Origin of the sequence: Aeromonas molluscorum, from assembly GCF_051376105.1 — a bacterium.
Taxonomy (GTDB): Bacteria; Pseudomonadota; Gammaproteobacteria; order Enterobacterales; family Aeromonadaceae; genus Aeromonas; species Aeromonas molluscorum.
The window spans coordinates 1,688,522-1,701,561 of the sequence record NZ_JBPQCY010000001.1 but is presented as its reverse complement, the minus strand read 5'-3'; the positions used below and the strand labels follow the sequence as shown (position 1 = coordinate 1,701,561).

General features: G+C 57.9%; 13 protein-coding genes. 10 read left to right on the top strand and 3 right to left on the bottom strand.

Annotated features, from left to right (window positions below):
- Positions 1 to 68: 68 nt before the first annotated feature.
- A complete protein-coding gene (locus tag ACSMDR_RS08290; protein WP_436467893.1) occupies positions 69 to 1,847 on the bottom strand; it encodes a sensor histidine kinase in 1,779 nt (592 codons plus the stop codon).
- 171 nt (positions 1,848 to 2,018) lie between these two features.
- On the opposite strand from ACSMDR_RS08290, the gene ACSMDR_RS08285 reads away from it, so the two are divergent.
- On the top strand, positions 2,019 to 2,495 hold the full coding sequence (locus tag ACSMDR_RS08285) for a DUF2753 family protein (RefSeq protein ID WP_436467892.1): 477 nt from the start codon (positions 2,019 to 2,021) through the stop codon (positions 2,493 to 2,495).
- Positions 2,496 to 2,534: 39 nt separating this feature from the next.
- On the opposite strand, the gene ACSMDR_RS08280 is transcribed toward ACSMDR_RS08285, so the two are convergent.
- Complete coding sequence (locus tag ACSMDR_RS08280) at positions 2,535 to 3,284, bottom strand: enoyl-CoA hydratase-related protein (protein WP_436467891.1); 750 nt, start codon at positions 3,282 to 3,284, stop codon at positions 2,535 to 2,537.
- An 89-nt stretch (positions 3,285 to 3,373) separates the two neighbouring features.
- Here ACSMDR_RS08280 and ACSMDR_RS08275 point away from each other — a divergent pair, with 89 nt between their 5' ends.
- From ACSMDR_RS08275 to ACSMDR_RS08265, 3 genes are all read left to right on the top strand, one after another.
- On the top strand, positions 3,374 to 3,817 hold the full coding sequence (locus ACSMDR_RS08275; RefSeq protein ID WP_005893633.1) for a copper chaperone PCu(A)C: 444 nt from the start codon (positions 3,374 to 3,376) through the stop codon (positions 3,815 to 3,817).
- Between the two features lie 99 nt (positions 3,818 to 3,916).
- Positions 3,917 to 4,546, top strand: coding sequence for a TIGR04219 family outer membrane beta-barrel protein (locus tag ACSMDR_RS08270; RefSeq protein WP_005893630.1), 630 nt, complete (start codon positions 3,917 to 3,919; stop codon positions 4,544 to 4,546).
- A 23-nt stretch (positions 4,547 to 4,569) separates the two neighbouring features.
- Positions 4,570 to 5,247, top strand: a complete 678-nt coding sequence (locus ACSMDR_RS08265) for an SDR family oxidoreductase (protein WP_436467890.1) — start codon at positions 4,570 to 4,572, stop codon at positions 5,245 to 5,247.
- 83 nt (positions 5,248 to 5,330) lie between these two features.
- Here ACSMDR_RS08265 and ACSMDR_RS08260 read toward each other — a convergent pair whose 3' ends face one another.
- Positions 5,331 to 7,055 carry a proline--tRNA ligase gene (locus ACSMDR_RS08260; protein ID WP_436467889.1) on the bottom strand — a complete coding sequence of 575 codons (1,725 nt, stop codon included), beginning with the start codon at positions 7,053 to 7,055 and terminating at the stop codon, positions 5,331 to 5,333.
- Positions 7,056 to 7,307: 252 nt separating this feature from the next.
- On the opposite strand from ACSMDR_RS08260, the gene ruvA reads away from it, so the two are divergent.
- The 6 genes from ruvA (at position 7,308) to ACSMDR_RS08230 (ending at position 13,020) form a co-directional block, all read left to right on the top strand.
- Positions 7,308 to 7,922: a Holliday junction branch migration protein RuvA gene (ruvA, locus tag ACSMDR_RS08255; RefSeq protein WP_436467888.1), complete on the top strand. Its 615-nt coding sequence runs from the start codon at positions 7,308 to 7,310 to the stop codon at positions 7,920 to 7,922.
- A gap of 8 nt (positions 7,923 to 7,930) precedes the next feature.
- Positions 7,931 to 8,941, top strand: a complete 1,011-nt coding sequence (gene ruvB / locus ACSMDR_RS08250; protein ID WP_005908057.1) for a Holliday junction branch migration DNA helicase RuvB — start codon at positions 7,931 to 7,933, stop codon at positions 8,939 to 8,941.
- 944 nt (positions 8,942 to 9,885) lie between these two features.
- Positions 9,886 to 11,442 (top strand): cytochrome ubiquinol oxidase subunit I, encoded by a 1,557-nt coding sequence (locus ACSMDR_RS08245; RefSeq protein ID WP_005908058.1) that lies wholly within the window; start codon positions 9,886 to 9,888, stop codon positions 11,440 to 11,442.
- A gap of 12 nt (positions 11,443 to 11,454) precedes the next feature.
- Positions 11,455 to 12,591 (top strand): cytochrome d ubiquinol oxidase subunit II, encoded by a 1,137-nt coding sequence (gene cydB, locus ACSMDR_RS08240; RefSeq protein ID WP_436467887.1) that lies wholly within the window; start codon positions 11,455 to 11,457, stop codon positions 12,589 to 12,591.
- Positions 12,592 to 12,605: 14 nt separating this feature from the next.
- On the top strand, positions 12,606 to 12,722 hold the full coding sequence (gene cydX / locus ACSMDR_RS08235) for a cytochrome bd-I oxidase subunit CydX (protein WP_259237956.1): 117 nt from the start codon (positions 12,606 to 12,608) through the stop codon (positions 12,720 to 12,722).
- Positions 12,709 to 13,020 carry a cyd operon YbgE family protein gene (locus ACSMDR_RS08230; protein ID WP_436467886.1) on the top strand — a complete coding sequence of 104 codons (312 nt, stop codon included), beginning with the start codon at positions 12,709 to 12,711 and terminating at the stop codon, positions 13,018 to 13,020. Before cydX ends, ACSMDR_RS08230 begins: the two co-directional genes overlap by 14 nt.
- The last annotated feature ends 20 nt before the right edge of the window (positions 13,021 to 13,040 follow it).

Here is a 13,040-nt window from a genome sequence, read left to right as displayed (position 1 = left end):
GGTGAGCAGGGTTGTGCGGGTAAGATGGCAACGGGGGATCCCGACATCATTGTGGGAGCGGAGTTGCTTCACAGGGGACTTCTCCGGCTGGGGTCAACCGCGGGCAGCGTGATGGTGAAGCGGGCTCCGCCCCTGGGATCATTGGTGGCATCCAGGTTGCCGCCAAAGGCGTTAATGATGCGCAGCGATATGGTCAACCCCAGTCCCAGCCCCTGGGATTTGGTGGTGTAGAAAGGGGCAAACAGCTGCCTGGCCTCGACGGCCAGGCCTGGGCCATTGTCGATGATGGCAATGGTCACTTGCTCCGCCTGGTTTTCCACCTCGAGCCAGACCCGGGGGGGCCCGCAATTGGTACAGGCCTGCAGGGCGTTGTGCAGCAGGTTGACCAGCACCTGCTCAAGCTGGACCGCATCGGCGCGCACATAGAGGAGGTCTGCTGGCAGGCGGGTTTCGACCAGCAGTCCCTGCTTGATCATCTGGCCGTGCAGGAGGGAGAGGCTGGCATGAATCACGGGTTGCAGCGCCACCGCCTGCAGCGTCTGCTCCCCCTTGCGGGCGAACACCTTGAAGCGGGCCACCAACTCGCTCATGTGGTGGTTGAGGTCATTGATTTGCAAAAGATTGTCGCGGCAACTGTCGAGGCGGCCCTTGTCGAGCAGTTGCAATGCATTCTCACCGTAGGCCCGCATGGCGGCCAGAGGTTGATTGAGCTCATGGTTGATACCGGCAGACATCTCGCCGAGCAGGGCCAGCTTGGCAGTCTGTACCAGCTGTTCCTGGGTATCGACCAGTTCTCGCTGGGTCTGGCGGAACTTGTCCAGGGTGGCGACCAGATCTTGGTTACTGGTGGAGAGGGCCCGGGTACGCTGGTTGACCTTGTGTTCCAGCAAGTTGTTGAGCCGGGCCAGCCGGGCGCGACCGAGCAGCACCTGGCGCCAGTAGAGCCAGATCATCAGCAGTAACAGGGAGATCAGGGCGAAACTGGCCAGGGCCTTGGCAATGATGGGCCGCAAGTCATGGAGTGGCTCCAGGGTATAGAGGTGCCAGCCAGCCGTCGGCATGGCGGTGCCGGTAAAGAGATAGCCCTGGCCCCAGTGCCACTCGTTCTGACTGCGCAGCAGGCCGAGGGAGGCAAGGTCGCTCAAGGGGGCGCCCAGTCTGTCTCCGTATTTACGCTCTTCGGCCAGGATGTTGCGGGTGGCCTGATCGAGCTGGACCAGGGGGCGATAGAGCCAGTCGGGCTGAGAGGCGAAGAAGACGACACCGTATTCGTCGGTGAGCAGGTAGTCGAGATCGCTGCGGGCCCAGCGCTCATCGATCAGAGAGAGCGCCACCTTGACCACGACGACCCCGAGCCGGCGATCACCATCTTGTACCGGAAAGGAGAAGTAGTAGCCGCGCCGTCCTGAGCGCTGACCCAAGGCGAAGTAACTGCCGGGTTTACCTTGCATCGCCTGGCGAAAATAGGGACGGAAATGGTAGTTGTCACCGACAAAACTGTCCTTTTGCCGCCAATTACTGGCGGAGATCACCTCTCCTTGCTCCGTCATCAGATAGATGGCGTCCGTCCCGAGGATCTCGTTGTATTGCTCCAGCAGAGCGTGGAGTCGATAGGGGGGAAACTGCTGCAACAAGGTCTGTTTCAACTCGCTGCGCGTGGCGATCAGGGCCGGCAAGCGGCGGTACTTGTCGAGCTCGCCCAGCAGCTGTCCCGCCAGCCGCTCATTGTCGAGCTGTGCCTGCTGGCGCAGCGTCTCCAGCCCCCATTGGCGTGCCGTGAAGGCGATCATCACCATCAAGGTGACCCAGAGGCCGATCAGCAGGCCCCGACTTCCATTGTTCATCATGCCCTTCCTTAGGTTGGCATCATCTTAACCTGTCCCGGCTTGAGAGGGGGCGACGCCGACGACAGAGTGTGATGGGGGCGACAGGAGAAGAGATCCTGCACAATCTGCCAGCTTGATATTCATTCTCGTTTAGGCATCATGATAGGCCTCATTCAAGTAAGGAGGTCTCTCATGGCACAGGCATTCACCAGGCCGGACAACACAGAGGCGCACTGGCAGCGTTACATGATAGAAGCCGAGCACTCCTTGGATCAGGGGGCGCTCGGCTCAGCGGTCTGCCTCTATCAGCAGGCCCTCGGCGTCATCTCTGAACCCGTCGACGAGCAGAGCAGGCCCGTCACCATCGACCTTGAAGGGCTGGCCACCATGCGGGTTGCTACCTGCCATCGTCTCGCCGACTTCTGGCGTGCTATGGGGGAGCCCAACTATGAGTTGCGTTATCTCAAGCTTGCCGCCGAATTGGTGACGGCTCTGGTGCCCCAGTGCCCCCACAAGGGGGGCCAGTCCCTCATCAGCGAGCTGGGTTGCTGTCGTGCCGCCCTGCTCGGTTTTCTGCGCCGTCATCCCAATCCCAAGATAGCCAGGCTGATCCAGAGTCAGGACATCATGCAAGGCTGCGAGCTGATTGGCCGGTTTCGCCTCAACTGATGGGTCTGAACCAAGCTGGCCGGCATCGCGGCGGCCCGTTTATCCCCTGGGGGCCAGCTTGCGGGCGATGCGCGCTTGCGCCTCTTCCCCCTGCAGCGCCAGGGAGAAGGCGCGCGCCTCTGTGTCTATCACGAAATGAACCGCCTGCTTGAGCTCCTGCTTGAGCAGAGCCTTGCTGCGCTGCAGGGCCAAGGGGGGCTTGGCGGCGAGTCGCTCGGCCTGGTGCTTGGCATGGGCCAATAGATCGTCAGGGGCCAGCACCTGGTTGGCCAGGCCGAGGCTCAGCGCTTCCTGGGCCGAGATGGGGTCTGCCAGCAAGAGCAGCTCGCAGGCCTTGAGATGACCCACGGCCCTTGGCAGCAAAAGGCTGGAGGCAAACTCCGGCACCAGACCCAGCTCGACGAAGGGCAGTTGCAGCCTGGCGTTATCTGCCAGATAGACGAGATCGCAGTGCAGCAGCAGGGTGGTGCCAATGCCGACCGCCGCTCCGGCGACGGCGGCAATCACCGGCTTTGGGAAATCGGCAAGGGTGTGCAGGAACTGCAAGATGGGATCGTCCTCGTCGAGGCTCTCCTTGCCGATGAAGTCGGCAAGATCGTTGCCAGCGGTGAAGCAATCGTGCTGGCCCTGCAGTAGAACCACCCGCACTTCCGTATCCAGCGCGGCCTCGCGCAACTGATGGGTCAATGCCTGATACATGGCGCCATTGAGGGCGTTTCGTTTGGCGGGGCGATTCAGGGTAAGGGTCAGTACCCCTTGCAGGCGCTGACTGATGACGGGGTTGTTCATGTCGCAATCCTTGGCTGGTGATCTGTTCAAGCTTGGCGCTTGGCAGTAAACTTTTCCTTTCTTAACAAGTTCATAAAAGGATTTCAACCATGTTAAAACGCATGTTTTATGCCGCAGTCTCCTTGGTATTGGCGGCCCCGGTGCTGGCGAACGTCACGGCCAGTGACGGCTATGTGCGTCTGCTGCCCCCTGGTTCCCCCAACACGGCGGCGTTCGTGGTGCTGAAAAATGATGGGGATACGCCGGTCAAACTGACCGGCGCCAGCTCGCCCGAGGTGGCGCGTGCCGAGCTGCATACTCACCTCCATGAGAATGGCGTGATGCGTATGCGCCAGGTCGAGAGCATAGATATCCCGGCCAGGGGCGAGGTGGCACTCAAGCCGGGCAGCTTTCACATCATGCTGTTCGAGCTCAAGGATCAGCCCAGTCAGGATACCCCCTTCCCGCTGACCCTGAGTCTGGACAATGGCCAGACCCTGAGCCTGATGCTACCGGTGAAACCGGTCGCGCCTTCGGCGGGTATGCAGCACTAATCTGGGTCAGGTTTGGTCGCTGTGCGGATAATCTTGCTAGGTATTGGGGATAAGCGAGGTAAAATGCGGGTCTAATCCCGCATTCTCTGGAGTTTAATAATGAAAAAGACACTGTTGGCCTCTTCCCTGCTTGCCCTGATGAGCACCTCCGCCATGGCCGCCGACGACTGGCGCTTTGCCGCCGGCAGCGATATTTGGAATGCCGAAGGTAGCGGTCACGTCAACGACATCGGTGCCAACGGCAGCTTTGATGACAAGAACAACTGGAGCGGTTACCTGCAACTGGAACATGGCATCATACTGCTGCCCAACGCCAAGTTTGAAATGTCCGATCTGAGCTCCAGCGGTGGAGCCTTCGACAACGATATGCAGGCCTATGATCTGAGCCTTTACTACCGCTTGTTCAACAACGATCTCTTCCAGATCGATCTGGGTCTGACCGGTCGTCGTTACGAGGGTGATTTCAACACCCAGCACTACTCCTATGACAAGGACGTGCTGATGGCCTACACCGGTGCCGAAGTACGTCTGCCGGGTACCGGCTTCTCTGCCTTTGGCGATGCCCGGGTTCAGGATGCAGACAACTATGACTACCGTCTGGGTGGTGCTTACAAGTTCTCCTCCCTGCCGCTCAAGCTGCGCGCCGGCTGGCGTCAAGTCGATGTCGACTTTGACAAGGTCGATCAGCGCATAGATGGCTGGTTCGCTGGCGCCGAATTCAGCTTCTAATTTCACCGTAACGAGGGTTCCTCATGGGCAACATCATTGTGACGGGGGCGGGGTCTGGTCTGGGCCGCGCCTTGACGAATGGACTGGTGGCCCGCGGTCACCGGGTGGCCATGATGGGACGCCGTTACCAGAAATTGCAGGATCTGGAGGCCGGACTCGGTCAGGCCGTGATCGGCATCGCGGCGGATCTCTCCCACCATGAAGAGGTGGAGATGGCCTTCGCCGCTGCGGTGGAGTGGGGCGGTCTGCCGGATCTGGTGATCCATTGCGCCGGGGTCGGTGAATTTGGCCCGGTCGGCGTCTATACCGCCGAACAGGTGCGTCGGGTGGTGGAGAATAATCTTGTCTCCACCATTTTGGTGGCCCAGCAGACGGTACGGCTCATCGGGGAGCGGGGGGGAGTACTGGCCAACGTGCTCTCTTCGGCTGCTCAGGTTGGCAAGGCCAACGAGAGCCTCTATTGCGCCTCCAAATGGGGCATGCGCGGCTTTCTCGAATCTTTGCGCGCCGAAACCAAGGGCGGCCCGTTGCGCCTGGTCAACCTCTATCCAAGCGGCATTCGCAGTGAATTCTGGGACAACTCGGATCATGTGGACTCGAGTGATTTCATGACCCCGGAAGACGCTGCCGAATACATGCTCGATGCCCTGGAGGCGCGCAGCAGTTGCCATGTGACCGACCTCTTTATTGGTCGCAATTAAACACTGTTGCCTGGAGACGCTGGATCACCAGACAACAAAAAGCGCGCCGATGGGCGCGCTTTTTTATGGGCGTTGACGGGGGATCAACGGCCCAGCTTGGCCTTGATCATGGCGACGATGTCGGTGATGGCCACTTCCTGCTTCTCACCGGTACGGCGGCACTTGTACTCCACCACGCCGCTGTCCAGGCCACGATCGCCGATGACGATGGCGTGGGGCACACCCAGCAGCTCCATGTCGGCAAACATCACGCCCGGGCGCTCTTTACGGTCATCGAACAGGGTGTCGACCCCGGCGGCTTTCAGCTCGGCATAGAAGCGTTCGGCCAGTTCGGCAACCCGCACCGACTTGTGCATGTTCATCGGAATGATGACTGCTTCGAACGGCGCTATCGCATCCGGCCAGATGATGCCGTACTGATCGTTGTTCTGCTCGATGGCCGCGGCCACCAGGCGGGAGACCCCGATGCCGTAGCAACCCATCTCCATGGTGACGGACTTACCTCCTTCGTTGAGCACGTTCGCCTTCATGGCTTCGGAGTATTTGGTGCCCAGCTGGAAGATGTGGCCCACTTCGATGCCACGCTTGAGCAGCAGCTTGCCCTGGCCGCAGGGGCTGGGGTCGCCTTCGACGACGTTGCGCAGATCGGCAACCTCGTAAGTGGCGATGTCACGATCCCAGTTGGCACCGGTCAGGTGGAAGCCGGTCTCGTTGGCGCCACAAACAAAATCGCTCAGCTGGGCGGCGCTGCGATCGACGATGATGCGGCCGGCAAAGCCGACCGGGCCGATGGAGCCTGCTTCACAGCCTGCGGCGGCCAGGATCTGCTCTTCGCTGGCGAAGGTGAGCGGGTTGGCCACACCGGCCAGCTTCTCTGCCTTGAGCTCGTTGAGCTCATGGTCGCCACGCACTATCAGCGCAATCACGGCCTGTTTGCCGTGCTCGTCCGCATCGGCCAGTACCAGCAGGGTCTTGGCGATGGCGCTCGGTGCCAGGCTCAGGAAGGCGGCAACCTCCTCGATGCTGTGCACGGCCGGGGTCGCTACCTTGGTCAGGGCCTGGGTCGCGGCAGCGCGCTCACCGGCCGGGGCCAGGGCTTCGGCCATCTCGATGTTGGCGGCGTAGTCGGAGCTGTCGGAGAAGGCGATCAAGTCTTCGCCGCTCTCGGCCAGCACCTGGAATTCGTGGGAGCCGGTGCCACCGATGGAGCCGGTATCGGCCTGCACAGGGCGGAAGTTCAGACCCATGCGGCTAAAGGCGGCGCAGTAGGCTGCGTGCATCCGCTCGTAGGTTTCGATCAGCGAGGCTTTGTCGATGTGGAAGGAGTAGGCATCCTTCATCAGGAATTCGCGGCCGCGCATCACACCGAAACGGGGACGCACTTCATCGCGGAACTTGGTCTGGATCTGATAAAGGTTGAGGGGCAGCTGCTTGTAGCTGTTCACCTCGTAACGGACCAGGGCGGTGATCACCTCTTCGTGGGTCGGACCCAGCACGAAGGCACGGTTGTGACGGTCGGTCAGGCGGCACAGTTCGGGGCCGTAGTCGTCCCAGCGGCCAGATTCCTGCCAGAGTTCGGCTGGCTGCACTACCGGCATGGACACTTCGACTGCCCCTGCGTTGTTCATCTCTTCGCGCACTATGTTCTCAATCTTCTTGAGTACACGCAGACCAGAGGGCAACCAGGCGTACATGCCGGAGGCCAGTTTGCGGATCATGCCGGCGCGCAGCATCAGCTGATGGCTGACAACCTCGGCGTCGGACGGAGTTTCCTTGAGGGTAGAAAGCAGATAATGGCTGGTACGCATCGCGATGAACCTTAACGTGAGACGGGCCGCCGGGCCCTGGATAAAAGCAAGGGCGGAATTTTAACATGGGTCACCATCCTAATGCGATTTTCTGTCCGCAATAACATGATTAATGCACGGGTCATGTCGCCAGCGGGGGTTGATGGCTGGAGCCTGGCCGACAGGGGGCATCAGTGTGCTGGATACTTATCCAGTAATTATTTAAGCTAGGGCTACTTTTGTTGCTAGCTGTGTTGGTTGAGGAGACAAGCCGTGATCGGTCGCTTGAGAGGCATTGTAATTGAGAAGAATCCCCCCGAGGTGTTGCTCGAGGTAGGGGGCGTGGGTTATGAGGTACAGATGCCCATGAGCTGCTTCTATGACTTGCCCGAGCTTGGCAAGGAGGCGATCGTTCAGACTCACTTCGTGGTACGCGAAGACGCCCAGCTATTGTATGGCTTCAACCACAAGCAGGAGCGCGCCCTGTTTCGCGAGCTGATCAAGACCAATGGCGTCGGCCCCAAGCTGGCACTGGCAATTCTCTCCGGCATGACAGCCAGCCAGTTCGTGCTCAGTGTCGAGCGGGAGGAGATAAGCACATTGATCAAATTGCCAGGGGTTGGCAAGAAGACCGCCGAGCGATTGGTGGTGGAGATGAAAGACAGGCTCAAGGGCTGGGTCAGTCACGATCTTTTCTCGCCAGCGACTATCAGCCTGCCCGCTCAGGAGAGCAGTTTGCGCGCCCCGGATGCGAGCGAGGAGGCGGCAAGCGCCTTGGTGGCGCTCGGTTACAAGCCCGCCCAGGCGAGTCAGATTGTCGGCAAGGTTGCCAAGGAGGGGATGTCGGTGGAAGCCATCATCCGTGAATCCTTGCGCAGCCTGGTGTGAGGTAAGAGATGATCGAAGCAGACCGTCTCATCTCGGCCACGGGCGTTCGTGAAGATGAGGTCATCGACAGGGCTATTCGCCCCAAGAAGCTGGCCGACTATACCGGCCAGGACCCTGTGTGCGCCCAGATGGAGATCTTCATCGAAGCCGCCCGCCAACGGGGCGAGGCGTTGGATCATTTGCTTATCTTTGGCCCGCCTGGCCTCGGCAAGACCACCCTCGCCAATATAGTGGCCAATGAGATGGGGGTGAACATCAAGACCACCTCGGGCCCCGTGTTGGAAAAAGCGGGGGATCTGGCGGCGCTGCTCACCAACCTCGAGCCTAACGATGTGCTCTTCATTGACGAAATTCACCGACTCAGCCCTGTGGTGGAGGAGGTGCTCTATCCGGCGATGGAGGATTATCAGCTAGACATCATGATAGGAGAGGGGCCTGCAGCCCGCTCCATCAAGCTCGATTTGCCCCCCTTCACCCTGATTGGCGCGACCACCCGGGCCGGTTCTCTCACCAGCCCGCTGCGGGATCGCTTCGGTATAGTGCAGCGCCTCGAGTTTTACAACGTCAAGGACTTGACCGACATAGTGGCGCGCAGCGCCCGCTGCCTGGGCCTTGAGATGACCGATGATGGCGCCCTGGAAGTGGCCCGCCGTTCCCGTGGCACCCCTCGTATTGCTAACCGTTTGTTACGCCGGGTTCGCGATTTTGCTCAAGTGAAATCCGATGGCCGTATAGATGGAGCCATTGCGGCCCGAGCCATGGACATGCTGGACGTGGATAACGAAGGTTTCGACTTTATGGATCGCAAGCTATTGTTGGCTGTGATTGACAAGTTTATGGGTGGCCCTGTCGGGCTGGACAACCTGGCCGCCGCCATTGGCGAAGAGAAGGATACTATTGAGGACGTGCTCGAACCCTATCTGATCCAGCAGGGTTATCTGCAACGTACTCCTAGAGGCAGGATTGCGACGGTTAGAGCCTATGCCCACTTCGGTCTGCAGCGACCCGCTGAAAGCTGAAAATGGCTGGTTCGACAAAAAACCGTCCTCTGGGACGGTTTTTTTATGGGCGGGCATAAAAAAGCCCACACGCACAGGCGGTGGGCATAAAAGACAATTCTGGGTGGATGTTCACAGACAGTGAGTGCATCTGGACACAAGCCGGGTAAAGCAAAAACGGTGAGTCGTCGCGAGACTCAGAGTCGGTTCAGTTGATACAGCTGAACGAAAGAAATCTTGTAATAACGGATCGCTTTAGTCACAAACTTTTTCATCTTGGTGCCCCTCTGTCAGATTCGAAATGGTCATCAAATACGCACTGGGAACCCTGATTAACCGGCCTGTATCCAAGGGATTGCCCTCACTGCGGGGCGCATTGTAGGAGGAGTGTCACTAGGGAGCAAACAAGAAAAATTGTCATTTATAGATTAGTTTTTCTAATCATTTTAGTGGCGATTTAAACTAGCATGAACATGCGTTTTTATCGGTTTTTCAGTAATTTCGCATCAAGAGCTCATCTTTGACAAAAATGAGTCTGACTATATCGATGTCGTGATTTATTTAATAGATTTCTCTGTGGAGCTGTTTTTATAAAAATTGATTTAAATCAATAAATTAAAATCTTTGTGGATTTGTGATATTCCTCTCGGAATGGATGGGTTTTAGGCGTAAAAATCCTTTTAAAACACATGTATCGACACTGGTTTTACATTGATTTCAATCAAATAAAGATGATATAAAACAGCCGTCATCATGGGCGAGAATAAATACCTGGCGCTTGTTTTGTAGTTGTTAAACATTAGCTTTTTTTGTTCTCAGTTATTGCCTTGTTGTTAATATTTGGTCGTGACCTAACAATGCGGTTGTGAAGTGATGCAGTACGCAGCGGACTCGGGAACACCAACGGAAGCTTTGTTCTTAAATACACCTAAAATAGCCGTGCCAATAATCGGTGAGGAAACATCATGATTGCTGAGCATGTGGTAGACCTATCGCGGTTCCAATTTGCTGCGACGGCCCTTTATCACTTCCTGTTTGTACCCCTGACGCTGGGAATGGCCTTCATTCTGGCGATCATGGAATCTGTCTATGTCATGACCAACAACCCCGTTTACAGGGACATGACCAAGTTCTGGGGCAAGTTGTTTGGGATCAACTTCGCCTTGGGGGTCACAACGGGTCTGACCATGGAGTTCCAGTTCGGTACTAACTGGGCCTACTACTCCCACTATGTCGGCGATATCTTCGGGGCCCCACTGGCCATCGAAGGGTTGATGGCCTTCTTCCTCGAATCCACCTTCGTCGGTATGTTCTTCTTTGGTTGGGATCGACTGACCAAGCGTCAACACCTGGCTGCGACCTGGTTGATGGCGTTGGGAACCAACCTCTCTGCCTTGTGGATCCTGGTCGCCAACGGCTGGATGCAAAACCCGGTTGGCGCCGAGTTCAACTTTGAATCCATGCGCATGGAGATGGTGAGCTTCGCGGATCTGGTGTTCAACCCCGTAGCTCAGGTCAAGTTCGTCCATACGGTTGCGGCGGGCTACACCACGGGTGCCATGTTCGTGCTGGGTATCTCTTCTTACTACCTGCTCAAGGGCCGGGATGTGGCCTTCGCTCGTCGCTCCTTCGCCATTGCGGCAGCCTTTGGTATGGCCTCCATCCTGTCGGTGTTGATCCTGGGTGATGAATCCGGCTACGAGACCGGGGAAGTGCAGAAGGTGAAACTGGCCGCCATCGAGGCGGAGTGGGATACCCACCCGGCTCCGGCTTCCTTCACCCTGTTCGGTATCCCGAATCAGGAGGAGATGCGCACCGATTACGCCATCAAAATCCCTTATGCCCTCGGCATCATCGCCACCCGCTCCCTGGACGAGCAGGTGACCGGCATCAAGGATCTGAAGAGCGAGCACGAACTGCGCGTGCGTAGCGGCATGACCGCTTACGAGCTGTTGACCAAGCTGCAATCTGGCGACAAGTCGGAAGAGACCCGGGCCCGTTTCGATGAAGTGAAACAGGATCTGGGCTACGGTCTGCTGCTCAAGCGTTACACCAATGACGTGGTTGATGCGACCGATGCCCAGATAAAGTCTGCCGTGGATGACTCCATTCCTCAGGTGGCGCCTCTGTTCTTCGCGTTCCGCATCATGGTTGCCTGTGGCATCGCCATGCTGTTGCTCATTGGTATCGCCTTCTATGACAGTACTCGTCACCGCATAGGTCAGCGCAAGTGGCTGCTCAAAGCCCTGTTGTGGGGCATACCACTGCCCTGGATTGCCATCGAGTGCGGTTGGTTTGTGGCTGAGTACGGCCGTCAACCCTGGACTATAGCGGAAGTGCTGCCGACCTTCGTGTCAGCCTCCAATGTGCCCGCCGCCGAGATCTGGTTCTCCCTGATAGGCATCTGTCTGTTCTACTCGGTACTGCTGGTCATCGAGATGTATCTGATGTTCAAGTATGCGCGTCTGGGTCCTAGCAGCCTCAGAACTGGCAAGTACCACTTCGAACAGCTCAAGGCATAAGGGGATCGACTCATGTTTGATTATGAAATGTTGCGTCTGGTCTGGTGGGTGCTGGTCGGTGTCTTGCTGATCGGGTTCGCTGTCACGGATGGTTTTGATATGGGGGTGGGCGCTCTGCTCCCCTTCGTCGGCAAGAAGGATGTCGAGCGTCGCGTGATGCTTAACACCATGGGGCCCCACTGGGAAGGAAACCAGGTCTGGCTGGTTACCGCGGGTGGCGCGCTGTTTGCTGCCTGGCCCATGGTCTATGCGGCAGCCTTCTCCGGCTTCTACATTGCCATGATCTTGACTCTGATGGCGCTCTTCTTGCGTCCGGTCGGATTTAAATACCGCTCCCTGCGTGAAGACGCCAAATGGCGCAACAACTGGGATTGGGGACTCTTCATTGGTAGTGCTGTACCGCCCGTTATCTTCGGGGTCGCCTTCGGCAACCTGCTGCAAGGGGTTCCGTTCAGCTTCAACCAGTTCCTGATGCTGACCTATCACGGCAACTTCTTCGGCCTGCTCAACCCGTTCGGTATTCTGGCCGGTCTGGTCAGTCTGTTCATGATCGTGACCCAAGGTGCAACCTGGTTGATGATGAAGACTGAAGGTGAAGTGCTGGCTCGTTCCCGCACTGCCGCCACCTTCTTCTCGCTGCTGACCTTGGTGAGCTTTGCCCTGGCCGGTGTCTGGGTCAGTGGCATGGATGGCTACGTGGTTGTCAGCAGTGCTGCAACCGATGCCGTGACCAACCCCTTGCACAAGGAAGTGGTAGTACAGGCCGGTGCCTGGATGCAGAACTACAGCTTATATAGCTGGATGATTGCCGCCCCTGTGCTGGGTCTGGTGATGAGCCTGTTGACCGCGATTGCGGCCAGAATGGACAAAGGCTGGTTGGCATTCCTCTGCTCATCCCTGGCCATTGCAGGCATCATACTGACTGCCGGTTTCTCCATGTTCCCCTTCGTGATGCCTTCGAGCCTGGAGCCGTCACAGAGTCTGACCATGTGGGATGCTACCGCCTCCTTCAACACCCTTAAGGTGATGACAGTGGTTGCTGCCATTTTTGTGCCGACTGTGCTGGCGTACACCATCTGGACCTACATCAAGATGTTTGGTCGAGTGAGTAACAAGCACATCGAAGACAACCAACAATCGCTCTACTAAAAAGGTGCCCTGATATGTGGTATTTCACCTGGATCCTGGGTCTGCTGCTGGCTTGTGCGTTTGGGATCATCAATGCGCTCTGGCTTGAGCACACCGAGAACCTGGATCGCACGATCGATGAAGATAAGTGACAGCCTGGCCAGGCTGGCCGCTCCCCTTGAGCGCCAGCCATGGCAGGGTCTGATGTTACTTGCGGCGGCCCTGTTGGCCGCCGCCATTCTACAGGCCCCCAATCTGATTGCGGCCAACACCAGTGCCCATGGCCACTGGGTTGCGCCCTGGTTGATGTGGGCAGTCAGTTGTGGCGTCATGCATGGGCTGGGGTTCCATCCCCGCAGCCTGCCGGGCAGGGTGTTGTTCTGTCCCTGGCTCGCCTGGCCAAGCCTGCTTTATGGGCTCTGGCTGACACACAGTTACTTCCTGCCATAAAAACAGGGGGAGACAGGATT

Coding starts and splice junctions, on each gene's coding strand:
- ruvB (WP_005908057.1), top strand. CDS start 7,931: ATGATCGAAGCAGACCGTCTCATCTCGGCCACGGGCGTTCGTGAAGAT.
- ACSMDR_RS08260 (WP_436467889.1), bottom strand. CDS start 7,055: ATGCGTACCAGCCATTATCTGCTTTCTACCCTCAAGGAAACTCCGTCC.
- ACSMDR_RS08280 (WP_436467891.1), bottom strand. CDS start 3,284: ATGAACAACCCCGTCATCAGTCAGCGCCTGCAAGGGGTACTGACCCTT.
- ACSMDR_RS08265 (WP_436467890.1), top strand. CDS start 4,570: ATGGGCAACATCATTGTGACGGGGGCGGGGTCTGGTCTGGGCCGCGCC.
- cydX (WP_259237956.1), top strand. CDS start 12,606: ATGTGGTATTTCACCTGGATCCTGGGTCTGCTGCTGGCTTGTGCGTTT.
- ACSMDR_RS08245 (WP_005908058.1), top strand. CDS start 9,886: ATGATTGCTGAGCATGTGGTAGACCTATCGCGGTTCCAATTTGCTGCG.
- ACSMDR_RS08285 (WP_436467892.1), top strand. CDS start 2,019: ATGGCACAGGCATTCACCAGGCCGGACAACACAGAGGCGCACTGGCAG.
- cydB (WP_436467887.1), top strand. CDS start 11,455: ATGTTTGATTATGAAATGTTGCGTCTGGTCTGGTGGGTGCTGGTCGGT.
- ACSMDR_RS08270 (WP_005893630.1), top strand. CDS start 3,917: ATGAAAAAGACACTGTTGGCCTCTTCCCTGCTTGCCCTGATGAGCACC.
- ACSMDR_RS08230 (WP_436467886.1), top strand. CDS start 12,709: ATGAAGATAAGTGACAGCCTGGCCAGGCTGGCCGCTCCCCTTGAGCGC.
- ACSMDR_RS08275 (WP_005893633.1), top strand. CDS start 3,374: ATGTTAAAACGCATGTTTTATGCCGCAGTCTCCTTGGTATTGGCGGCC.
- ACSMDR_RS08290 (WP_436467893.1), bottom strand. CDS start 1,847: ATGATGAACAATGGAAGTCGGGGCCTGCTGATCGGCCTCTGGGTCACC.